Source organism: Roseateles albus, assembly GCF_028595345.1.
Lineage (GTDB): Bacteria > Pseudomonadota > Gammaproteobacteria > Burkholderiales > Burkholderiaceae_C > Paucibacter_A > Paucibacter_A albus.
Genome location: NZ_JAQQXT010000003.1, coordinates 358,657 through 380,932 on the forward strand (window position 1 = coordinate 358,657; position 22,276 = coordinate 380,932).

The 22,276-nt window shown below is 62.1% G+C and carries 22 protein-coding genes; 16 read left to right on the forward strand and 6 right to left on the reverse strand.

What is annotated here, in order from left to right:
• The first annotated feature begins 70 nt into the window (after positions 1-70).
• The 6 genes from PRZ03_RS06900 to PRZ03_RS06925 all read left to right on the forward strand — a co-directional run bounded on the left by PRZ03_RS06900 (position 71) and on the right by PRZ03_RS06925 (position 6,839).
• Positions 71-1,360 carry a cyanophycinase gene (locus tag PRZ03_RS06900; RefSeq protein WP_273599605.1) on the forward strand — a complete coding sequence of 430 codons (1,290 nt, stop codon included), beginning with the start codon at positions 71-73 and terminating at the stop codon, positions 1,358-1,360.
• A gap of 77 nt (positions 1,361-1,437) precedes the next feature.
• The gene (locus PRZ03_RS06905) at positions 1,438-2,565 is read left to right on the forward strand and encodes a succinylglutamate desuccinylase/aspartoacylase family protein (protein WP_273599606.1); all 1,128 of its coding nucleotides are present in this window, start codon (positions 1,438-1,440) and stop codon (positions 2,563-2,565) included.
• A gap of 21 nt (positions 2,566-2,586) precedes the next feature.
• Positions 2,587-3,978, forward strand: coding sequence for a YfcC family protein (locus PRZ03_RS06910; RefSeq protein ID WP_273599607.1), 1,392 nt, complete (start codon positions 2,587-2,589; stop codon positions 3,976-3,978).
• A 22-nt stretch (positions 3,979-4,000) separates the two neighbouring features.
• Positions 4,001-5,017 (forward strand): GlxA family transcriptional regulator, encoded by a 1,017-nt coding sequence (locus PRZ03_RS23925; protein ID WP_273599608.1) that lies wholly within the window; start codon positions 4,001-4,003, stop codon positions 5,015-5,017.
• Positions 5,014-6,072, forward strand: coding sequence for an arginine N-succinyltransferase (locus tag PRZ03_RS06920; RefSeq protein ID WP_273599609.1), 1,059 nt, complete (start codon positions 5,014-5,016; stop codon positions 6,070-6,072). Before PRZ03_RS23925 ends, PRZ03_RS06920 begins: the two co-directional genes overlap by 4 nt.
• Positions 6,069-6,839: an arginine N-succinyltransferase gene (locus PRZ03_RS06925; protein ID WP_273599610.1), complete on the forward strand. Its 771-nt coding sequence runs from the start codon at positions 6,069-6,071 to the stop codon at positions 6,837-6,839. The genes PRZ03_RS06920 and PRZ03_RS06925 overlap by 4 nt, the downstream gene beginning before the upstream one ends.
• A gap of 45 nt (positions 6,840-6,884) precedes the next feature.
• Here the strand turns inward: PRZ03_RS06925 and PRZ03_RS06930 are convergent, their stop codons facing one another.
• The 3 genes from PRZ03_RS06930 to PRZ03_RS06940 form a co-directional block, all read right to left on the reverse strand.
• Positions 6,885-7,262: a LiaI-LiaF-like domain-containing protein gene (locus tag PRZ03_RS06930; protein WP_273599611.1), complete on the reverse strand. Its 378-nt coding sequence runs from the start codon at positions 7,260-7,262 to the stop codon at positions 6,885-6,887.
• Between the two features lie 13 nt (positions 7,263-7,275).
• Positions 7,276-8,439, reverse strand: a complete 1,164-nt coding sequence (locus PRZ03_RS06935; RefSeq protein ID WP_273599612.1) for a GGDEF domain-containing protein — start codon at positions 8,437-8,439, stop codon at positions 7,276-7,278.
• 99 nt (positions 8,440-8,538) lie between these two features.
• Positions 8,539-9,414: a ParB N-terminal domain-containing protein gene (locus tag PRZ03_RS06940; RefSeq protein WP_273599613.1), complete on the reverse strand. Its 876-nt coding sequence runs from the start codon at positions 9,412-9,414 to the stop codon at positions 8,539-8,541.
• A gap of 254 nt (positions 9,415-9,668) precedes the next feature.
• Here PRZ03_RS06940 and PRZ03_RS06945 point away from each other — a divergent pair, with 254 nt between their 5' ends.
• Together PRZ03_RS06945 and PRZ03_RS06950 are read left to right on the forward strand one after the other, a co-directional pair.
• Complete coding sequence (locus tag PRZ03_RS06945) at positions 9,669-10,313, forward strand: hypothetical protein (RefSeq protein WP_263533080.1); 645 nt, start codon at positions 9,669-9,671, stop codon at positions 10,311-10,313.
• A gap of 195 nt (positions 10,314-10,508) precedes the next feature.
• On the forward strand, positions 10,509-10,937 hold the full coding sequence (locus PRZ03_RS06950; RefSeq protein ID WP_273599614.1) for a hypothetical protein: 429 nt from the start codon (positions 10,509-10,511) through the stop codon (positions 10,935-10,937).
• Between the two features lie 239 nt (positions 10,938-11,176).
• On the opposite strand, the gene argF is transcribed toward PRZ03_RS06950, so the two are convergent.
• Both argF and PRZ03_RS06960 read right to left on the reverse strand, forming a co-directional pair.
• A complete protein-coding gene (gene argF / locus PRZ03_RS06955; protein ID WP_273599615.1) occupies positions 11,177-12,139 on the reverse strand; it encodes an ornithine carbamoyltransferase in 963 nt (320 codons plus the stop codon).
• Positions 12,136-13,359: an aspartate aminotransferase family protein gene (locus PRZ03_RS06960; protein ID WP_273599616.1), complete on the reverse strand. Its 1,224-nt coding sequence runs from the start codon at positions 13,357-13,359 to the stop codon at positions 12,136-12,138. The genes argF and PRZ03_RS06960 overlap by 4 nt, the downstream gene beginning before the upstream one ends.
• Before the next feature lie 251 nt (positions 13,360-13,610).
• On the opposite strand from PRZ03_RS06960, the gene PRZ03_RS06965 reads away from it, so the two are divergent.
• The 3 genes from PRZ03_RS06965 (at position 13,611) to PRZ03_RS06975 (ending at position 16,119) form a co-directional block, all read left to right on the forward strand.
• Positions 13,611-13,964, forward strand: a complete 354-nt coding sequence (locus PRZ03_RS06965; protein WP_263533076.1) for a DUF3579 domain-containing protein — start codon at positions 13,611-13,613, stop codon at positions 13,962-13,964.
• A 287-nt stretch (positions 13,965-14,251) separates the two neighbouring features.
• Positions 14,252-15,325 (forward strand): M14 family zinc carboxypeptidase, encoded by a 1,074-nt coding sequence (locus tag PRZ03_RS06970; protein ID WP_273599617.1) that lies wholly within the window; start codon positions 14,252-14,254, stop codon positions 15,323-15,325.
• Entirely contained in the window at positions 15,322-16,119 is a 798-nt protein-coding gene (locus tag PRZ03_RS06975; protein WP_273599618.1) for an alpha/beta fold hydrolase, read from the forward strand. Before PRZ03_RS06970 ends, PRZ03_RS06975 begins: the two co-directional genes overlap by 4 nt.
• A gap of 181 nt (positions 16,120-16,300) precedes the next feature.
• On the opposite strand, the gene rpsT is transcribed toward PRZ03_RS06975, so the two are convergent.
• Entirely contained in the window at positions 16,301-16,597 is a 297-nt protein-coding gene (gene rpsT / locus PRZ03_RS06980) for a 30S ribosomal protein S20 (protein ID WP_263533073.1), read from the reverse strand.
• Positions 16,598-16,771: 174 nt separating this feature from the next.
• Between rpsT and murJ the strand changes: the two genes are divergently transcribed.
• The 5 genes from murJ to pcnB all read left to right on the forward strand — a co-directional run bounded on the left by murJ (position 16,772) and on the right by pcnB (position 22,267).
• Positions 16,772-18,334: a murein biosynthesis integral membrane protein MurJ gene (gene murJ, locus PRZ03_RS06985; RefSeq protein ID WP_273599619.1), complete on the forward strand. Its 1,563-nt coding sequence runs from the start codon at positions 16,772-16,774 to the stop codon at positions 18,332-18,334.
• Between the two features lie 19 nt (positions 18,335-18,353).
• Positions 18,354-19,223: a SirB1 family protein gene (locus PRZ03_RS06990; protein ID WP_273599620.1), complete on the forward strand. Its 870-nt coding sequence runs from the start codon at positions 18,354-18,356 to the stop codon at positions 19,221-19,223.
• Positions 19,224-19,317: 94 nt separating this feature from the next.
• The gene (hda, locus tag PRZ03_RS06995; protein WP_273599621.1) at positions 19,318-20,001 is read left to right on the forward strand and encodes a DnaA regulatory inactivator Hda; all 684 of its coding nucleotides are present in this window, start codon (positions 19,318-19,320) and stop codon (positions 19,999-20,001) included.
• Positions 19,998-20,666: a histidinol-phosphatase gene (locus PRZ03_RS07000; RefSeq protein WP_273599622.1), complete on the forward strand. Its 669-nt coding sequence runs from the start codon at positions 19,998-20,000 to the stop codon at positions 20,664-20,666. The genes hda and PRZ03_RS07000 overlap by 4 nt, the downstream gene beginning before the upstream one ends.
• Positions 20,663-22,267: a polynucleotide adenylyltransferase PcnB gene (pcnB, locus tag PRZ03_RS07005; protein ID WP_273599623.1), complete on the forward strand. Its 1,605-nt coding sequence runs from the start codon at positions 20,663-20,665 to the stop codon at positions 22,265-22,267. The genes PRZ03_RS07000 and pcnB overlap by 4 nt, the downstream gene beginning before the upstream one ends.
• The last annotated feature ends 9 nt before the right edge of the window (positions 22,268-22,276 follow it).

The window sequence follows — 22,276 nt, forward strand, 5'->3', positions numbered from 1 at the left end:
GCGGCCAAACAAGGTGTTTCTGGGGCCATACCCGCTGGCGATTGCGGCCCTGCGCTGACAGACTGGCGCCATGCAATTCAAACAACTCTTTATCCAAGCGGGTGCAGCTTGTCTGCTGGCGGCGATGCAGTTTTCATCGGCGCAAGCAAACCCGGTCGCAAGCCCAGTCAATCTGCCCGGTACGGCCATCATCATTGGAGGCGCGCTGAAATACGACAACGACGCGGTCTGGAAGCGCATCGTTGATGCCGCTGGTGGCCCCGGTGCGCGCTTTGCGGTGTTCGCCACCGCTGCAGCCAATCCTGAGCGCAGCGCCGCGCAGATCATCAATGCCTTGAATGCCCAGGGCGCTCGGGCCGAGGCCATCCCCGTAGCACCGCGCCTGCAGGGCGTTGAGCTGCAAGCCAATTTGAATGATCCGGCCCTGTTGGCCAAGGTGGCGGCTGCGCAAGGCGTGTTCTTTTCCGGCGGCGCGCAGGAGCTGATCGTCGATACCTTGCAGCCGGGCGGCGAGCCCACCGAGATGCTCAAGGCCATCTGGTCGGTATTCAAACGCGGCGGCGTGGTGGCGGGTACCAGCGCGGGTGCTGCCATCATGAGCACGACGATGTTTCGTGACGCACAAGACGCGCTGCAGGTGATGAAGGGCGACTTGCGGCGTGGCAAGGAGATCGACCGGGGCTTGGGCTTCGTGGGGCCTAACTTGTTTATCGATCAGCATTTTCTTAAGCGCGGCCGTATCGGCCGCATGCTGCCGCTGATGCAGGCCGAGGGCTACACGCTAGGCCTGGGCGTGGAAGAAAACAGCGCCGCCCTGCTGCGCGGCGATGAGCTGGAGGTGCTGGGTGCCAAAGGCGTGCTCCTGGTCGACCTCAGCCAGGCCAGCAGCACGCCGAAGCTGGCCGGCTTCAATATCCGCAATGCCCAGCTGAGCTTTCTGGACCGCGGCGATAGGCATAACTTCACCAGCGGGCTGACAACGCCCTCGGCCGCGAAGCTCGCTGGCCACGCCATTGATCCTGCTGCCGCCGGCTTCAAGCCCTTCTTCGGCAATCAGCCCTTCTTTTTGGACATCTTGGGTGACACCACCATCCTCAATGCGATGAGCCACTTGCTCGACAGCCCGCATGCGGAACTGCTCGGCGTGGCCTTCAACGGCAGCAGCAAGAGCACGGACGCTCAAGCCGACCTGGGCTTCGAGTTCCGCCTGCACAAGGGCGAGGGCAGCCGAGGCTGGTTCAGCGGCGCGATGGGCGGCGAGGACTACACGGTGCTGCGCCTGCGCCTGGATGTGCAGCCAGTGCTGATCAAACGGCCCTTCTATACGCCTATCGGCCAGGCGCAGAGCAGCGCGCGCTGATTTTCTACACCCGAGCAAATCCACACCCCAGCTCGGCCTTGGCGTCGGGCTGTGCTCAAGCTTTGACTGGACATTTGATGCGAACCCATCTGCACCCCCTGACGCTTGCCAGTGCCGGCACCGCTCGGCACTTACGCAGCCTGCATTTCGGCCGTTGCGAAACCGGCCGCAAGGTCTACATCCAGGCCTCCTTGCATGCCGATGAAGTGCCGCCCATGCTGGTGGCCCAGGCCTTGCGCGAGCATCTGCTGGCGCTCGAATCGGCCGGCTTGATTGGCGGCGAAATTGTGCTGGTCCCGATGGCCAATCCGATTGGGTTATCGCAAGAGATGCAAGGCGTTTTGTGCGGCCGTTTTGATATGGCGACCGGCATCAATTTCAATCGGCAATACCGCCATCTCACGGCCGAGTTGATCCCGCTCTTGGCGCCCATGCTGGGCCCCGATCCGCTTGAAAATCAGCGCTTGATCCGCTCTGCAGCCTTGGCGTTGCTGGGCGGGCAGGCGGCGCAAACGCAGACCGAGCGACTCAAGCAGCTGCTTCAAACGTTGGCCATGGATGCCGACATCGTGCTTGACTTGCACTGCGACACCCAGGCCGTCATGCATGTCTACACCGGCACGCCGCTGGCCGCAGCCGCAGCGCCTCTGGCGCGCCTGTTGGGCGCACAGGCCTTGCTGCTCTCGCGCGACTCGGGCGATGACCCGTTTGATGAAACCGTGGCACGAATTTGGTGGGAACTGGCCGAGCATTTCGGCCCTGCTCGGCCGGTGCCACTGGCCTGCTTTGCGGCCACGGTGGAGTTGCGCGGCGAGTTGCAAGTCGAGCCTCAATTGGCCGAACAAGATGCGCGTGCTTTGCTGGAGTTCTTGCGCCAGGCCGGCCATATCGAGGGTGCCGGCGACGCCGATGCACAGGCTCAGCCCGCGCTGTGCGAGGCCACCCCGCTCGAAGGGGTGGAGCCCATCACCGCGCCGCACAACGGCATCTTGGTGTTTTGCAAGCAGCCCGGTGACATGGTCAGCGCCGGCGAGGCGGTGGCCGAAGTCATCGACCCCTTGACCGATCAACGCAGCTTGCTTTGTGCCAGCGCGGCGGGGCGGCTCTTTGCCAGGGTCTCAAGGTCTTACGCCACGGCCGGCATGCGGGTCTGCAAGGTCGCCGGCACACAGGCCTTTCGCAGCGGCAAGCTGCTGTCGCTCTGAATTTTCCGTGCATTGAAACTCATGTCTAAACTCAAATTTCCCAATACCTTTGTCCTGCTGTTCAGCCTCTTGGCCTTGATCGCGCTGGCGACTTGGGTGGTGCCCGGCGGCAAGTACGACACGCAAGTGATTGACGGCAAAACCGTCATCTTGGCCGACTCTTTCCACACCGTGGCCAGCAATCCGCAAGGCCCTGTTGCGCTGATGATGGCGCCCATCAAAGGCTTTGTCGAAGCGGCGTTGATCATCGGCTTTGTGCTGATCGTCGGCGGCGCGTTCTCGGTGCTGCAGCGCACCGAGGCCATCGACTCGATGATCAAGTCGGTCGCCAAGGCGCACACCCATTCCGCCTGGGTGCGGGTGGCGATCATTCCGGTCTTCGTGACGATGTTTTCGCTCGGCGGCGCCACTTTTGGCATGGCCGAAGAGGCGATTCCGTTTGTCTTGATCTTCATCCCATTGGCGCTGGCGCTCAAGTACGACAGCATCGTCGGTGTGGCGATTCCTTTTGTCGGCTCGCAGATCGGTTTTGCTACCGCCTTTTTGAACCCCTTCAATGTCGGCGTGGCGCAAAGCATTGCCGGTGTGCCGATGTTCTCAGGTATCGGCTACCGGCTGATTTGCTGGGCGATCGCCACCACGCTGACGATTGCATTCCTGATGTGGTACGCGGCGCGCATCAAGCGCACACCGGAGCTGAGTCCTTGTTTCGAGATGGATCAGGAAAAGCGCAAGCATCTGAAAACCGCTGATTTCGAGAACTTCGCCGGCATGACGGCGCGCCACAAGCTGGTGCTGAGCCTGTTTGTAGCCACTTTGACCGTGATGATTTTTGGCGTGGTCAAGTTCGGCTGGTACATCGAAGAAATCGCAGCCTTGTTTCTGGTCATGGCCATCATGGTGGGCTTGGTCGGCCGCTTGAGTGCCGATGAGTTTGTGGCCAGCTTCATGGCCGGTGCCAAGGACTTGGTCAGCACCGCCTTGGTGATCGCGCTGGCCAAGGCAACCGTGGTGCTGATGCGCGAAGGCCACATCATCGACACCATGCTGCACGCCTTGGTGCCTTTTGTTGAATCGAGCAGCCCGATTTTTTCTGCGCAAAAGATGTTCTTGATTCAGTCGGTGATCAATTTCTTCATCCATTCCGGCACCGGCCAGGCCGCGCTGACCATGCCCATCATGGCGCCGCTGGCCGATCTGGTCGGCGTGAGCCGGCAGACCGCCATCCTGGCTTTCCAGTTTGGTGAGCTGACCACGCCGGTGATCCCGACCTCGGGCATCACGGTCGGTGTGCTGGCCTTGGCCGGCATCCCATGGACGAAGTGGGCGCGCTGGATGATCCCGCTGCAGCTGATGTATCTGCTGATGGCCTTGGTCTTGCTGGCGATACCGTCAATGATCAATTGGCAATGAGCGTCTGAATTACAGTGCAGCGGTGAACAGCCCCACGCCGATGACTACAGACCCGCTGCCCGGCGCGCCCGAGCCGCGTCGCTGCCTGCTGCTGCTCATGCCGGGCGGCTCGCTATTGGCTTTGGCCGGCGTGTTGGAGGCGCTGCAGGCGGTCAATCACTTGCAGGGCGATGCGCGTTATGTGGCCGAACTGGGATCTCCGGGCGGCGGCGTCGTCAGCTGCGGTGATTTGCCTTTGCAAACGCAGGGCTTGGCGCAGGCAGCCCACCCCTACGCCATCTTTGTGCTTAGCGGCGAAGGGGCAGAGGCCAGCCCCGCCTTGCTGCAATGGCTGCGTGAGCAAGCGGCTGCTGGTGTGGCGCTGGCCGGCGTGGACGGCGGCAGCGCGGTCTTGGCCGAGGCCGGCCTGCTGGGTGCCGAGCGCGCCACCGTCAACACCCATCTGGCCGAGGCGCTGCAAGACGAGTTCCCGGATGTGGTGTGGAGCGGCAACGTCTGGGAGATCAATGCCGACGCCTCGCGCCTGAGTTGCGCTGGCGGCAGCGCCAGCCTTGATTTGATGATCGCCTGGCTGGGCCGCAGCCATGGCGAACGCTTGGCGCAAGACCTGACCCTCAAGCTGGGCCTGGAGCGCGCGCGCGGCCGTGACGAGCGTCAGCGCCGGCCGGTGGCCGAGCAGCGTGGCGGCAGCCCCAAGCTGGCCGAGGCGCTCAGCCTGATGGAGGCCAACCTGGCCGAGCCGCTGCCGACCGAGGACGTGGCGCGCCTGGTCGGTGTGTCGCGCCGCCAGCTGGAACGATTGTTCAAACAGCATCTGGACGCCTTGCCGTCGCGTTACTACCTGGAACTGCGGCTGAACCGGGCGCGCCGTTTGCTGCAACAAAGCGGCCAGTCGATTTTGCAGATTGGTCTGTCCTGCGGCTTCTCGTCCGGCCCGCATTTTTCCAATGCCTACAAGGCACATTTCGACAAGACACCGCGCGATGAGCGCAGCCAGCGCGCCATCGCCTGGCGCCGGCCCGCTGGAGACCCCTCATGAACCCCCGTGATTTGCTGCTGCGCCCGGTGGCGCTGGCTGACCTGCCCGCGCTTGAACGCATTGCCGCCGCCAGCGAGCATGGCATCAGCTCGCTGCCTAACGATCAAACCAAGCTGCGTGCCCGTATTGAGCGCTCAGCCGAGGCCTTTGCCAGCCTTGACGACGCCAGCGGCGAGGAGACCTACCTCTTCGTGCTGGAAGATCGCTCGCGCGGCGAGGTGGTTGGCAGCAGCGGCATTGCGGCCAGCGCCGGCTTCCATGATCGCTTTTACAGCTATCGCAATGAGTTCGTGGTGCACGCCAGCCCCGCTTTGGGCGTCAGCAACCGCCTGCACACCTTGCACCTCTGTCATGACTTGAGTGGCTACACGCTGCTGACTTCCTTCTATATCGACCCGGCCTATGCTCATGGGCCGGCGCCCCAACTGTTGTCCCGCGCCCGGCTGCTGTTCATCTTGCAGTTTGCCGAGCGCTTCAATGAACGCATCGCCGCCGAGAACCCCGGCCTGGCCGACCAAGCCGGCCAAAGCCCGTTTTGGGACGCCGTGGGGCGGCGCTTTTTTGACATGGACTATCCGCAGGCCGAAGCCGTCACGGGCGGTCGCAACAAGGCCTTCATCGCTGATTTGATGCCGCATTCGCCGATCTATGTGCCTTTGCTGCCCGAGGCCGCGCAATGGGCGATTGGTCAGTTGCATCCGGTCGGTGAGCTGCCCTTTTCCATCCTGCAAGAAGAGGGCTTTGATGCCGACACCTATATCGACATCTTTGACGGCGGGCCGACGGTGGAGGCCAATCTGGCCCTGCTGCGCAGCGTGCGTCATGCCCGCGCGCTGGAAGTGCAGGCCGAAGCGGCCGGTTTTGGCCTGCCCGCCTGGCATCTGGCGGTGAATGCAGAGCGGGCTGGTTTTCGCGCGGTTTTGGCCGAGCTGCCCACGACGGCGCAGGCCCTGGCACCGGATCATGAGGCGGTGCTCCGCCTGGGCGTGCTGCCCGGTGAGCGCCTGTGGGTGTCGGCGCTGTGGCCTGATGCGAGCGAAAGGAGTCGGCCATGAGTCAAGTCGGGGCAGCACAAGGCTGGCAAGTGCGTGGCTGGCAAGTGGAAGATGCCCAACTGCTGGGTGCATGGCGCAATCAGACCGGGGTGGCGCTGAATCTGACCGACGCCGAGGGGAAATGGCTGATTCTGGCGGACGCCGCCTCGTCGGTGCCGCTGGCCTGCCTTCGCCTGGTCGGGAATCTGGGTCTTGCACTGCCGCGCTTCAGTTATCACGTCGGCCGCGTGGTGCATGCGGCTGCCGAGTTAGGGCTGTTCCGCACGCAGACCACCTTGCTGCTGGGCAATGACCACAGCGGCGAGAGTGAGCTGGCAGATCTGGCTTGCTCGCCCGATTTGCCGCCCCAGATGCAGGTCGCGGCCTTGACGCAGCTGATTGAAGCCGCCCTGCAGCGCATTCGAGCGCAGCCGGCTGGGTTTTCTGAGCGCCTGATGGTCGAGCTGGCCGGACCGCTGGACGAGGCGGGCAGGGCACCGTTCTGGCAGGGCCTTGGTGCGCATTTTTACGCCGCCGACCCGCAGGCAGCTCAGGCCAAGTTTGGGGACGCCTGGCGCAGCCATCTGGCGGCCTTGCTGCCTCGCCAGACCTTGTACCTCTCATTCTTGAGCCCGGACGCGCAGGCGGCGATGGGACAGGTCGGCGCGCCGGCCCAGGCTGCGGCCGAGGCCTTGAAGGCCTGTGGGTTTGGATACGCCCAACACGTGCGCATTGATGATGGCGGCCCGGTGTGGGAGCGGCGGCTTGGCGAGATCAATCGGCTCTAGGGGCCGGGGCGCTGCGTATCGACCTCAGCGGGGCGCGGCGGCGCGTCAACGATCTTTGTCTGCGCCGGCCTGGCTGGGATGGAACACGCCGGTGATGACCTTGCTCAGCCCCACAGCAATCAGTAACAGGGGCCAGCTGTTATAGAAATTCAGCCCCCAAACATGTTCAAGCGAGGCATACAACCAAGCCGAGACAAAGACCAGCAAACCGCCTCGGCAGAGTTGCTCGGTGTTGCGCGCGCCCAGCATTTGCCCGAGGCCAAGCAGCCCGATGATGGCGGGCCAAAAGGTCTGCAGCTTGCGCAGATCCAACCAACCCCGGTTGTCAGCGAAAAACAGGCCGCCCAGCACGATCAGAATCAGGCCAGCCCAAACCGATTGAACTTGGCCCTTGCCGGGCTTCGGGCGGGGTTCGTTTTGCACCTGGTTTGCTCCTTCAGTGGGCATTTTTTTGCGGGCCGAGTGTTTCGCCAAGTTTGTCGCTCGCGGCGCTGCACGTCACTCGGTTGCGTCCGGTGGCCTTGGCGCGGTAAAGCGCCCGGTCGGCATCATTGACCAAACCTTGCGCCAAAGACGGCGAGTCGCCGCTGAGGTGGCTGAGACCCAGCATGGCTAAGCCAATCGAGACGCTGATGGGCACGACTTCACCGCCGGGCAGGGTCAGTGGCTCTGCCGAAATACTCAAGCGTATGCGTTCGGCGATGTCGCGCGCATGTTGGGCGGGCGCTTGCGGCAGCAAGACCACAAACTCTTCGCCGCCAAAGCGGGCCACGGTGTCGCCGGCGCGCAGCTGCGCTTGGATGATGTGGGCGATCTTTTGCAGTACCGCGTCGCCGGCCGCATGGCCAAAGCTGTCGTTGACGGTTTTGAAATGATCAAGGTCTAGAAACAAACAGGCGAGGTCATGCTGGTAGCGGCGCGCCTGGCTGACCTCGATCTGGCTGCGGTGCTCGAAATAGCGGCGGTTGTGCACGCCGGTCAACATATCGCTGAGCCCGGCCCGTTTCAGGCGCTCATGGTTGAGAGCGTTGTCCAGACAGACCGATACGATCGCGGCCAAGCGCTGCAGCAGCTGCGTGCCGGCCGCGCGTTCGTAGCGGCTGGGGTCGGTGCTGCCGAAATGCAGGCTGCCGATCAGCTCGCCATGCCGGCTCAAGGGCAGCAGCGCCACCGAGGCCAGGGCGGGTGAGGGCGTGCCGAACAAGGGCCGGTGCAGACCTTCATTGAAGGGCCCAAGGCTTGGGTGGGTCAGGTCCTGGAACAAGGATTCGATCGGCTTCAGGCTGTGCAGCAGGGTCAGGCCGTCGAGCTGCGCCCGCTCGGCCTGGTCATCGCGCGGGCGCTCGGCGTCCAGCAAGCCACTGGTTTCTTGATCCCGGTCGAGCAGGGCCAAGGTCACGCAGTCGATGCCAAAGCTCTGGCGGTACTCGTTCAAGAGCAGGCGCAGCAGGTCGGCCATCGAGCGCGCACCGATCAGCCGGTGCTCTAACTGTTCAAACCGCCGCATCTTGTCTTCATTGCTGCGCGCCTCGCGCAACAAGGATTCCAACTGCTGGCGCAGGGCTTGATTTTCGGCTTGGAGTTCGCTGCTGCTGTCCATTGCGGGTTGGGGTCCTGTCTAGGTGACGCCTATTCTGAGCGCATTTCACGCCTGCGCAGGACCTGACTGTAGCGGGTCGGCATAACTTTAACTTTGACGTTAGCTTTGCTGCGCTTGTGCCAGCTGATCTTGCAGGCTGCGCACCTGATCTTTGAGCGCCTTGTTTTCGGCCGTCAATTCCAGCACCGTGCTTTGCAGCAGTTGCAGCTGTGCCTCGCGGTTGCGCTGATCAGCGTCGCCTTCTTGGTCAGCACTTTCTGCGCCGCCCTCGGCAGGCGCCTGCGCTTTGGAAGCGCGACTCCCGGTTTTGCTCTCGCGCACGCGCTTGGCGGCCTGCTGCAACTCCTTTTTGCCTCCGGCCACGGCCGCGACCTGCTCGTCATGCCCCAGGCTCGAGACGGCTGCGGCGGCGTTGATCGAGATCGTGCCGGCCTTGACCGCCTGCACCAACTCGGGCGCGGCGCTCTTTTGAATCTTTTCGATTTGCACCACGGTATTGCTGCTGATGCGGGCGGCCTTGGCTACACCTTCGCGGCTGGTCAGCGGCTGATCGGCGCTGGCTGCGGCTTGTGCGTCGGCGCTGATTTCGGCCGCAAACTCGCTGCCAATGCCCGCACCAGCCTCGGCCAGCGCGGTGACGGCAGCCTGTGCACGCTCCGCTGTGATCTCTTTCTTGCGCAGTGCCAACACGCCGCGCTGAAAGTCAGACAGGCTGCGCCGGCCCAGATGCTGGTCGATCATCCACAGGTGCACGTCTTCCATGGACTTGAAGCGGGTGTTCTGCACGGTATTGAAGGGCAGGCCATGCTGCTGACAAATGCCGTAACGGTTGTGGCCGTCCACCAAGATGTCGCCCCACAGCACCAGGGCGTCTCGGCAACCTTCGCTCAAGATGCTGCGCTCCAGCGCCTGGTGTTCTTCGGGCGTCAAAGGGTCGATATAGATGCGCAGTTCTTCGAGGACGGTGATGTTCATGGGGCGGTTTGAATCGTGATCAGGGCGGGCGCGCATTCTAGAGGCTGGGGCGGATTCGGGTGGTCTTACCCTGTGCGGCGCCCTCGAGCAATTTGGGAGCTGGCTCTAGGAATATCGTGCGTTTTGGCCAGATTTGGGTATCGCTCTCTAGGGCTTTGCCGGGAAACTGCGTTCATCGCCAGGGCAAGCTGAAACAGAAGATTCAAGCAAAGCTAGATGGCGAGCCCATTGAACCCTTTGAGAAAGCGCACAGCATGAACAACAAGCAAACCCTGAGCACCACCGCCCTGGCCGCCATCGACAACTACGCTCGCGCCGCCAGCCTGACCGTCAAGGCCTACCGTGCAGGCAGCAGCCGCTTGCTCGACGGTGTCAATCATGGCTTGCAGACTCAGGTCTACAGCCGCAGCGTCAAGCTGGCACCCAATTTGACCGGTGCGCTGAAGCAGTTGCGCAACAGCCTGAGCGAGATCATCGAAGGCAGCGTTGGCAAGTTGAGCAGCGGTGGCGAGCGCGCGATCAAGGCCGGCAGCGCCAAAGCCCGTGTCGGCGTGTCGCGCATGGCCGGCTTCAGCGCCAAGGTCAAGAACCCTTTGTTGGCACGCAGCCTCAACACCGCGGCCAGCCTGAGCATGCCGGGCGCGCGCGCGGCACTGGCGGTGTCGGCCGGCTTGGTCGAGGGCGCAGGTCGCTTGTCGCGCTTGGCCGGCGGCTCGGTCACAGTCAAGAAGACCACTCGTAAAACAGCGGTTCGCGTCAAGCGCAGTTTGGCCAGCCAGGTCGAGGTTCAAGTTGCTGCAGCGCCGAAAAAGGTTGCGGCGGTCAAACAAGAGGCCGACAAAGCCGTGACGGTGGCCAAGCGCCGCGTGCGCAAGGTTGCGGCCGCTGTGACAGCGTAAATTTGCCAGCAAAGCAGCCGGAGCAAGCACCCGGCTGCACAAAAAGCTGAAGGTGCAAACACAGCAGACCTTGATTGTTCAATGCAATCAAGGTCTTTTTTGTGCCTGCCTGCTTTGTATCCAAAGGTAAGGCCTGTGCACGCCAGGCCCTGTGCGGACGTTGTCGATTCAGCGTTTTGCTACTTGGAGTGCGATATGAAGCGACTAGCCTGGATGTTTTTGAGCGGTTTGGGCTTGTTGACCCTAGCTCCGGCGCAAGCCGGCGACCTCGGCGTATCCGTCAGCATCGGTCAGCCAGGCTTTTATGGCCATATCGACATTGGCAATGCGCAGCAGCCGCGATTGATCTATCGCCAGCCGGTCGTCATCGAGCGCGTTTACCAGCGCTCGGAGCCGGTCTATATGCGCGTGCCGCCGGGGCATGAGAGAAATTGGCGCAAGCATTGCCGCCAATACGGCGCTTGCGGCCAGAACGTCTATTTTGTTCGCGACGACTGGTATCGCCAGAACTATGAACGGCAAGACCAGTGGCGCGAGCATGGGCATGAGCATGGCAGGGGTCGCGATGACGACAGGGACCGTGGACATGACCGGGGAGAGGGCCGCGGTTACGGCAGGCACTGAGCTGGGCTCACTTTGCTTGACAGCAAAGTCAATGCGCCCCAAATCGCATGCGGCCCTGGCGGGCCTGGGTCACCTCGGCTGTTCAGCCTATGCGCCCCAGCAGAAGGTACTCCATGAGTGCCTTCTGCACATGCATGCGATTCTGGTCTTGGCCGCGCCTCACGGCGCCTAACTTTGCGCTGCAAAGTTAGCCCAGCCCGAACAGAATACGCCCCATGGTCGGGGCGCGGCTTGGCTTGTCAGCCAATCCGCCCGAGCAGAAGGTACTCCATGAGTGCCTTCTGCACGTGCATTCTGTTCTCTGCCTCATCCCAGACGACGGATTGGGGGCCGTCGATCACGTCGGCGGTCACTTCTTCGCCCCGGTGCGCCGGCAGACAATGCATGAACAAGGCGTCCGGCTTGGCGACGCCCATCATCTCGGCGTCGACACACCAGTCGGCAAAGGCCTCGCGGCGCTTTTCGTTCTCGGCTTCATAACCCATGCTGGTCCACACATCGGTGGTGACCAAGTCGGCGTCGCGGCAAGCGTCCAAGGGGTTCTTGAACACCTTGTAGCAGTCGCTGTTCTGGATGCCGGCAACCGCCGCGTCGACCTCATAACCACTCGGCGTGCTGACATGCACGGTGAAGCCCAGGATCTCGGCCGCCTGCAACCAGGTGTTGGCCATATTGTTGCCGTCACCGACCCAGGCCACCACACGACCTTTGAGGCAATCGACATCGACGATGCCGCGCTGATTCATGCCGCGCGCTTCGATGAAGGTGAACAGGTCGGCCAGGATCTGGCAGGGGTGGTATTCGTTGGTCAAGCCGTTGATGACCGGCACGCGCGAGTGCGCCGCAAAGCGCTCGATCTTGGTGTGCTCGAAGGTGCGAATCATCACCAAGTCGACCATGCGGCTGATCACGCGCGCGCTGTCTTCGATCGGCTCGGCCCGGCCCAACTGGCTGTCGCCGGTGGTCAGATGCACGACCGAGCCGCCCATCTGGTACATGCCGGCTTCGAAGCTGACCCGCGTGCGCGTGCTGGCTTTCTCGAAGATCATCGCAAGCGAGCGGTCGGCCAGCGGTTGGTAGCGCTCGTAGTTCTTGAAGCGCCGCTTGATGATGGCTGCGCGCTCGAACAGGTGCGCATATTCCTCGGCGCGGAAGTCCTTGAACTGCAGGTAATGGCGAATCAAAGCGGTGCCTGGTTTCATGGCTGCGTGGCTTTCGTCGCCACAAAGGCTTTGATCAAGGGGCACAGGATGGCGGCAATTTGCGCGGCTTCTTCGCTGCTCAGAATCAAGGCCGGCACCAAACGCACGACCCGGTCTGCCGTGACGCTGATCATCAAACCGGCCTCGGCCGCCTGCAAGAGCAGGGCGCCGCAAGGGCGGTCCAGCTCGATGCCCAGCATCAAGCCCTGTCCCCGTACCTCGACGACGCCGTCCACATCGGCCAGACCGGCTTGCAGCGCGGCCTTCAGCTCGGCGCCGACCCGTGCCGCGTTGGCCAGCAGATCGTCTTCTTGCATGATGGTGAGCGTCTCAACGCCAGCCCGCATGGCTAAGGGGTTACCTCCAAAGGTGGTGCCATGGTTGCCGGGCTGCATCACCTTGGCGGCGCGCGGGCCGCAGACCACCGCGCCGACCGGCACACCCGAGCCCAGGCCCTTGGCCAAGGGCATCACATCGGGTTGAATGCCGGCCCATTGGTGGGCAAACCATTTGCCGGTGCGGCCGATGCCGCATTGCACTTCGTCCAGCATCAAGAGAATGTCATGCTCATCGCAAACGCGGCGCAGTTCTTGCAAGAAATTGATGGTGGCCGGGTGGACACCACCTTCGCCTTGGATGGTTTCCAGGAAGACGGCAGTGATGTTCGGATGCTCGGCCAAAGCCTTGCGTACAGCGGCGATGTCATTCAATGGCACGCGCACAAAGCCGCCCACCAAGGGGCCGAATCCGGCGTGAATCTTTGGGTTGGCGGTCGCCGACAGCGTGGCGATCGAGCGGCCGTGGAACGCACCCTCAAACACCATCACCTCGGGCATGTGGTTGCCACGGTCATGGCCAAATTTCCGGGCGATCTTCAGCGCCGCCTCATTGGCCTCCAGGCCGCTATTGCAGAAGAAGACGCTGCTCAGGCCGGACAGTTCGCAGAGCATGCCCGCTAGCTTTTCTTGCAGCGGCACATGGTAGTAATTGCTGGTGTGGATCAGCCGCGCAATCTGTTCTTGCAGGGCCGGCACCAAGCGGGGGTGGGCGTGGCCAAGGGTGTTGACGGCGATGCCGCCGAGGCCGTCGAGATAGCGCTTGCCCTTGGTGTCCCAGACCCAGCAGCCCTGACCATGCGACAAGGCAATCGGCAGTCGGCCATAGGTTTGCATCACGTGTGGCTCTGATGGTGCATCGGGGCGGACTTGGGGCGCGTTCATCGGCTCTCCATGGAAATAAAAAGGGGGTGGTGGGGTCGGGTCTTGCCTGTTGGCAGGGCCCGGCTGCGTCTTGATTCTAAGGGGCGACCCGCACTGACCCTCTCGATGGAGGGACTGCTGTGCGATTGTCCTGACTTTGAAGCCTTGCTCGCCAGCGCCGGCGGCCATCCAAGGCACAATAGCGTCTGTCGTAAACCCTTGACCCCGCCTTTTTGGGCGATAAACGGGCCTGGAATTCAAACCGCCAATTCATGAGTCAAGCCCCCAAACCGCGCGAAGTTTTTATTCAAGGTGTCACCTTGGCGGGGCATACCTTCAGGCCTAGCGATTGGGCTGAACGATTGGCGGGGGCCATGTCTTGCTTTCGGCCTGGCGGCGCGCGCGGCGGCATAGGGGCCTATATCGGCTATTCACCGCTGTGCGTGCCTCGCGTCATCAACGGCATCAAGTGCGTGATCGTCAATGAAGAGCTGAAAAAGCTCGAGCCCATGGCCTGGGACTTTGTGATGAACTTTGCCCGCGACAACGAGTTGCAGGTCGCCGAAGCCTGTTTGCTGCCCGAGCCCAGTGTCAAAGCCAAACCCGACCCCAAGCCGGCCGGCTGAGTCGTTCGGGCGCTTCAGCGCGTACGCGCGCGCAACAGGGCCACAAATTCCACTAGACCCAAAAGCAAGCTGCGGCCGAGCGCAGCCTTGGCTCGCATATGCGTGCGCAGAGCTTTGATTGGTTGGCGCTTTTGCATCGGCTTGCCTTCGTTTGAGTGACGAAGCGCAAGGCTAGACGGGTTTGATGACAAGACTGTGTCTGCACTCTTGTGGCTGTGGTTTTGCAAATCGACAGAACGGCTATGCTCGCGCCGGATGCACTTTCATGCGACGCTTGTCTACGCCCCATGCCCGCGCAAAAAACAATCGCTTTGCCAGAACTGCTGGCCTTGGAAGCCCTGATCGACGCCGGGCGGCCTTATCTTGAGCGTCATCAACTGGGGACAGTGAAGGCGGGCGAGGGCAGCGGCGAGGGTGGGGCCTTGCCTCTATTGGCGGTCACGCTGGGCAACCCCGACCCCGCAGTACCGGCGGTGGGTTTTTTTGGCGGGGTTCATGGGCTAGAGCGCATTGGGGCCGAGGTCGTGATGGCTTTTTTGGCCAGCCTGGTGTCAAGGCTGCGCTGGGACAGCAGTTTGCACCGCAGCCTGGAGTCGGTTCGCATTGTGTTCATGCCCTTGGTCAACCCGGGCGGCTTGCAGCGGGCCACGCGAGCGAACCCCAATGGCGTTGATTTGATGCGTAACGCGCCTGTGCAGGCGGCCGGACCCGTGCCGTGGCTGGTAGGTGGTCAGCGCATCAGTGCCAAGCTGCCATGGTTCAGGGGTGAATTGGGCGCAGCTATGGAAATTGAAAGCCAGTCGCTGTGTGATTTTGTGGAGCGAGAAATGCTCACGCATAGCCAGTCAATCGCGGTGGATTGCCATTCAGGCTTTGGCTTGGCGGACCGTATCTGGTTTCCTTTTGCGCACACCGCCAAGCCGATTCCCCATCTCGCTGAAATGCATGCCTTGTGTGAAATTCTGGATCAAACACATGTGCAGCACCGCTATGTGTTTGAACCGCAGAGCCGGCAATATCTGACTCATGGCGATATTTGGGACCATCTTTATATGCAAGCTTGTGGGCGGCCAAACTGCATGCTGCTGCCCTTGACGCTGGAGATGGGCTCTTGGTTGTGGGTGAAGAAAAATCCACGCCAGTTGTTTACGCGCAGCGGTATGTTCAATCCATTGGTCGAACATCGCCAGCAGCGAGTCCTGCGTCGGCATCTGGCTTGGCTGGATTTTGTGTTGCGCGCAGCCGCCGGCATGCAGCGTTGGCTGCCGCTGCCGGAACGGCGCGCGTGGCATGAGGAGATGGCTTTGAATCGTTGGTACCGGGGTCAGGCTGCACAGGGTCTTCATGGAGCCCCTGCGTGAGTGAGGTCGGGTCGATGGATGGGCCGGTCTGGGTTTTGTTGCGAGGGTTGGCGCGCGAGGTGGGGCATTGGGGTGGATTTCCGGCCGCTTTTGATCAAGAACTCCAGCTTCAACAGCCTGGTGCGCGTCTGCTGATGCTGGATCTGCCGGGAAACGGCGTTTTGCACCGTGAAGCCAGTCCGACGAAGGTGGCTGCCATGGTTGAAAGCTGCCGAAAGCAACTGCGGCAGCAGGGCGTCACCGGGCCGGTGCATGTGCTGGCCATGTCTTTGGGCGCGATGGTGGCCTGTGATTGGGCAGCGCGCTATCCACAAGAGCTTAAGGCGAGCGTTTTGATCAACACGAGCTTGCAGCCCTTCAGTCCTTTTTACCATCGGCTGCGACCCCGCAACTATTTGGCATTCTTGCTTTTGAGCCTACCCGGCATCGGCCCTCGTCGGCGCGAGGCCAAGGTCTTGGCCATGACGTCCAATTTACAAAGCAAGCCCGATCAAGTTTTGGCTCAATGGCTTGATTTGCAGCGCCGGCATCCGGTAGGTCTGCGCAATAGCCTGCGCCAGCTCTGGGCTGCGAGCCGCTACCGGGCCAGCACTACGAGGCCGGCCGTGCCCATGCTCTTGCTTTGCAGCACTGCGGATGGCTTGGTCGATTGGCGTTGCTCGCAGGCCATCAGTCAGGCCTGGGGTGCACCGCTGCGTATGCACGCTCATGCCGGCCATGATTTGCCCCTGGATGACCCGCAATGGGTGGCGCAAGCGGTCGGTGATTGGTTGGGCGCGAGGCAATCGCCTTGATCGGCCTGAGGTGGGTTCACCACGAAAAATGCCCGCCAAGACTTTCGTCCGAGCGAGCATTTGAGTTCGTTCCAACCTATCTGCAAACAAGCAAATAGGGCAGCGCGTCACAAAATAGAGAAGCAAAATAGAAAAGGCCCGCTTTTCAGCGGGCCTTCAATCTTTGCACCAGAACCGGTTTTTAGGCGGCCAAGGCCTTGATTTTTGCCGACAGACGGCTCTTGTGACGAGCTGCCTTGTTCTTGTGAAAGATGCCCTTGTCAGCGACGGAGTCGATGACAGTTTCAGCGATCTTGAACAGCTCTGCTGACTTGACCTTGTCGCCGGTCAGGACAGCTTTTTGTACGTTCTTGATGACCGTACGGAATTTGGAACGCAGCGCCGTGTTGGCGGCGTTGAGCTTAGTGTCCTGGCGAACGCGCTTGAGGCCCGACGCCAAACGGACTGTTTTCTTCTTAGCTTTGGAAGAGGTTGCCATGCTGTGATTCTACCCAGTTGGTGCAAAGACCGCGAGTGTAGCACTGAAATGACAGTTTGACAAAGCTTTGATGGCAATTGCTGCTGAAAACAGCGCGTTCTGCGGATGATAATGCGCCGCTTACACCGCTTGTGGCCGATCCGGCCCTGGGCTCAAACGGTTTCCACCTTATCAATGAATCTGCTGCGCGCTGCTTCCTTTATTTCAATTCTGACCCTGGTATCGCGGATCACCGGTCTTGTGCGTGAGCAAATGGTGGCGGCGCTGTTTGGCGCCAGCAGCTTGACCGACGCGTTTCAAGTCGCTTTCCGTATCCCCAATCTCTTGCGTCGCTTGTTTGCCGAAGGGGCGTTTTCGCAAGCCTTTGTGCCGGTGTTGGCGGGCACCCGGGCACGCGAAGGAGATGAGGCCACCCATGCGCTGATCAATGCGGTAGCCACCGTTTTGTTGTGGGCCTTGTTGCTGACTTGCGTGCTTGGTGTGATTGGTGCGCCGATCTTGGTCTGGGCCTTGGGTTCGGGTCTGCCCGCGTCAGCCCATGATGTGGCCGTGGTGATGACGCGCTGGATGTTCCCCTATATCGGTTGCATGTCCCTGGTGGCGCTGTCGGCCGGCATCCTGAACACCTGGAAGCGGTTCTTGGTGCCGGCAGCGACGCCGGTCTTGCTGAATTTGTCAGTCATTGCGGCTGGTTTTTTGCTGGTGCCTCGGCTGCAGGCCTGGGGTTGGCAACCGATCTATGCCTTGGCCATTGGCGTGATGTTGGGCGGCATCCTGCAGCTCTTGATTCAGGTGCCGGCCTTGCTGCGCATCGGCGCCTTGCCGCGCATGGGCTTGGGTCTTGGGGCCTTGCGCCAGTCCTGGCGACACGCCGGCGTGCAGCGTGTCTTGGGGCAGATGGCGCCCGCGCTGGTGGGCGTGGGTGTGGCGCAGCTGTCGCTGGTGATCAATTTGCAAATCGCCTTGCTGGTAGGTGCGGGCGCAGCGTCTTGGCTGACCTATGCCGACCGCCTGATGGAATTTCCAACCGCTTTGCTCGGTGTGGCCTTGAGTGCAATTTTGACCCCGCAACTGTCGGCCGCGCTGGGCAAGGGCGAGCCGCAGGCTTATTCCGCGCTGTTGGATTGGGGCTTGCGCCTGGTGTTCTTGTTGGCGCTGCCTTGCTCGGTGGCGCTGCTGGTATTTGCCCAGCCTATGGTGGCGGTGCTCTATCACCGCGGGGCTTTCCAAGCCAGTGATGTGTTGCACACCACCAGCGCCGTGATGGGCTACGGCGTCGGCCTGATTGGCTTGGTTGCGATCAAGGTGCTGGCGCCGGGTTTTTATGCCCAGCAAGATACCCGCACGCCGGTGCGCATCGCCGTGACGGTTTTGATACTGACGCAACTCTTGAATCTTGTGTTTGTGCCTTGGCTGGGCGTTGCCGGCTTGGCCATGTCGATCGGCCTGGGTGCCTTGATCAATGCCACCTGGCTGCTGGTGGGTTTGCGCCGTAAGGGGAGTTATCGGCCTGCGCCGGGTTGGCTGGGTTTTGCCCTGCGGGTGGGTCTGGCCAGTGCGGCGATGGGCGGCTTGCAGTTCTACTTGGCGCGCAGCCTGGACTGGATAGCGCTGGGGGCGACGGAATTCACCCGCGCCCTGTGGATGGCGGGTAGCTTGGCCGCTTCGGCGCTGCTGTTCTTTGCTGTGCTGCTGATGCTCGGCGTCAATCTGCGGCAGTTTGTGCGCCGCGTCTGATGATCATTAAACTCGGGCCATGAGCGAATTTTTGCGTTTGAAAGTGCCCACACCGCTGGAGTATTTTGCAAGCTTGGTGGCCGAGGATGGCGGCTTGAACTTGCTGGAGGCGGCCGCGTCGATTGCTCAGGATGAGTTCCCGGCGCTGGATGTAGAGGCGGTGGTGTCCGAGGTCGAGGCGCTGGCGCAGCGCTTGCGTCAGCGCATGCCTGGCGACGCGAGTGCCCGGCACAAATTGCAGGCGTTGACCCGATATTTCCATCAAGAACTGGGTTTCGCCGGCAACGTCAACAACTATTACGAAAGCGGCAACAGCTTCGTCCACCATGTGATGGCGACCAGGCGCGGCATCCCCATCACGCTGGCGGTGATCTTTCTGGAACTGGCGGCGCATGTGGGCCTGCGTGCGCAAGGCTTGGCGTTCCCCGGGCATTTTCTGATCAAGGTCAGCATGGGTAACGGCGAGGTCGTGCTGGACCCGTTTACCGGGCAGTCCTTGTCGCGCGAGCGTCTGGACGAGTATTTGCAGATATTCCGTAAAGGGGCGAGCTTGCATGGGGCGGTGGAGCTGCCGGTGGAGTTGTTCATGCAGGCCGCGCCGCCGCGCGATATCTTGGCTCGCATGCTGCGCAACTTGAAGGAAATCTACCGTGCTTCGCAGGACTGGCCCAGGCTGCTGGCGGTGCAGGAACGGCTGGTGATCCTGTTGCCGCGCGACGCGGCCGAGCGACGAGATCGTGGTCTGGTCCTGGAAGCCATGGGTCAGTGGCGGGCGGCCACCGAAGACCTGGCCTTCTATGTCGAGCGCTCGCCCCAGGCCGCCGATGAGCCGGACTTGCGCCAACGCATCGCGCAAATGCGCAAACACGGCACCCCGCCCTTGCATTGAAGCGCGCCTTGCCTCGGCAACTAGAATGCCGGCGGCCCTTGAAGGCCCGGGGTTTTCCTTTGGCGGACTTGTGAATGTCTTGGACTGTTGGATTTTGAAGCAAATACCGCTCGCGATTGGCCCAGCGCCTACCTTCACCTTTGAGAACTTCCTGCCCGGCGCCAACAGCGCCGCTTTGGCACATTTGCAGGCCTTGCGGTCCGCAGGCCCGGGCGCGCCGCCGGTCTTTTTATGGGGCGGCGGCGGGAGCGGTAAAACCCATGTCTTGCGTGCTTTGGCCGAGGACTGGCAGGCCGCCGGCGCCCAAGTCGCTTGGTACGACGCCGACACGCACCTGCCTTGGGACTTGCCCAGTCAGCCGAGCTTGCTGCTGCTGGATGATTGCGACCGCTTTGACGCCGGTCAGCAGCATGCCGCCTTCGCGCTGTTTGTCGAGGCAGCCACTCACGGCTTGGCGGTCGTGGCCAGCGGGCACGCGCCGCCGGTTGACCTCGAACTGCGAGAAGATTTGCGCACACGGCTTGGTTGGGGCCCAACCTTTGCCCTGCAGCCTTTGTCCGAGGCCGAAACAAGGGCGGCTTTGCGCATCGAGGCCGACAGGCGGGGCATTTTGTTAGGCGACGAGGTGATTGACTATTTGCTCAATCGCTTCGCCCGCGACTTGAAAAATTTGATGCGCTTATTGGACCGCTTGGATCAATTTGCGCTCGCAGCAAAACGTGCGGTGACAGTGCCGCTATTGCGCCAGATGCTGGCAGACGAAGGACTTGTGGGATGAATTTGACGCTTTTCGACCTTGACGGCACGCTGATCCCAAGCGATTCGGACCATGCCTTTGGCGCTTTTATGGTGGACATCGGCTGGGCGAACGGTGAGCAATGGCGAGAGCGCAATGACGAGTTCTACGCCCAGTACCAATGCGGGCGCCTGGATCTGGCCGAGTACATCGAATTCGCCACTTCGGTCTGGCGCAGCCGGCCGCTGCAAGAAGCGCAGGCGGCCCGTGAGCGCTTTATGGTCGAGGTGATGGCGCCGATGTTGCAACCCCAGGCGCGGGCCTTGGTGCGCCGGCATGCCGATGCTGGTGATTTGATCGCAATCGTGACGGCCACAAATGAGTTTGTGACCGCCCCGATTGCCGCGGCTTTCGGCGTCGAGCATCTGATCGCGGTGCAGTTGCAGCGTGGTGCAGATGGCACCTACACCGGGGGCATCGAAGGCGTTCCGTCCTTTCAGGCTGGCAAGATCGAGCGTGTGCAGTCTTGGTTGCTGAGCTTGGGGCGACAATGGCAGGATTTCGAGCGAATCACCTTCTACAGTGACTCGGTCAATGATTTGCCTCTTTTGGATTTGGTCAGCCACCCGGTGGCCACCAATCCGACCCCGGCGCTGGCGGATATTGCAACTGCCCGCGCTTGGCCCATTCTGAATCTGTTCGCATGATCAAAAAATTCATAGACAAGCTTTTAGGCAAGCCCTCGCTGGCCAAAGTGGCCAAGGCCGCCAAGGCCGTGGCGCCGGCCAAAGCGGCCAAGCATGGCCAAAGTCCTTTGGGCAAGCGGGTCGAGGTGTCGGTGGCCGAGCATGGCATCGACCCCAGCTTGCTGGACGAGCGCGCGGTGCGGGTCGTGCAGACCTTGACCGAGGCGGGCTTTGAGGCCTATATCGTTGGCGGCGCGGTGCGTGACCTGCTTTTGGGCATGCGGCCCAAAGATTTTGATGTGGCCACCGACGCCACGCCCGAAGAGGTCAAGGGCCTGTTTCGGCGTGCTTTCATCATCGGCCGGCGCTTTCGCATCGTCCATGTGGTTTACGGTCGCGGCCGTGAGCATGAGGTGATCGAGGTTTCTACCTTCCGGGCGCTGCTGGTCAATGAAGGTGCCGAGCAAGTTGCCGGTAACGAGAAGACGTCCAAAGCAGAGCTGGCCGGCAAGTCCCATGTGGTGGATGCAGCCGGACGGGTTCTGCGCGACAACGTCTGGGGCCCGCAAATCGAAGACGCTGCGCGGCGCGATTTCACCGTCAACGCGCTCTATTACGATCCGCAGCGCCAGTTGGTGGTGGACTACCACGGCGGCCTGGCCGACGCGAAAAAACGTGTGCTGCGCATGATTGGCGACCCCGAGACGCGTTACCGTGAAGATCCGGTGCGTATCGTGCGCGCCGTGCGCTTTGCGGCCAAGCTAGGCTTCGAGCTGGAAGCCAAGACGCGCGCGCCGGTCAGGGCGATGGCGGAGTTGTTGGCCAATGTGCCGGCCTCGCGGTTGTTTGACGAGATGATCAAGCTCTTGCAGACCGGCCATTCGCTGGCCAGCCTGGAGGAGTTGCGCAAGCAGGGCTTGGCGCGCGGCGTCTTCCCGGTGCTGGACGCGATGCTGGACGAGAACGGTGAAATGGCGGACGCCGATGGCGTGCGCGGCAAGTTCTTGCGCATGGCTTTTGAGGATACCGATTTACGCGTCGCCGAAGGGCGCGGCGTGTCGGCTAACTTCATGCTTGCATGCATGTTGTGGTTTGAGGTGCGAGGCCGCTGGGCGGCCAACCGTGAGGCCGGCGAGCCGGTGATTCCAGCGCTGCAGCAGGCCATCGATACGGTTTTCGATGCCCGCATCGGTGATATTTCCGGCCGCGGCAAGTTGGCGACCGAGATGCGTGAAATCTGGATGATGCAGCCGCGCTTTGAGCGGCGCACCGGCAGCGGCGTCTACACCTTGATCGACCAGCCGCGCTACCGCGCTGGTTTTGACTTCCTGCGCCTGCGCGCCGATGCCGGCGAGATCGACGCGGCGCTGGCCGACTGGTGGGAAGACTTTGCCCTGGGCACCGACGACGAACGCGAAGCCTTGTTGGAGGAAGCCCGTGAGGCCGACAAACAGCAGCGTCGCGGGCCCAGCAAGGTGCATCAATTGCCGCGCAAGGCGGGCAGTGGCGAGTCCGTCGCCCCAGCGGCGCCGGCTTCAGAGGCAGAAGGGGATGCTGCCCCGGCCAAGAAGCGCCGCCGCCGCCGCAAGCCCGGCAGCAAGCCTGCGGACAGCGCAGCCTAGGCTCGCATT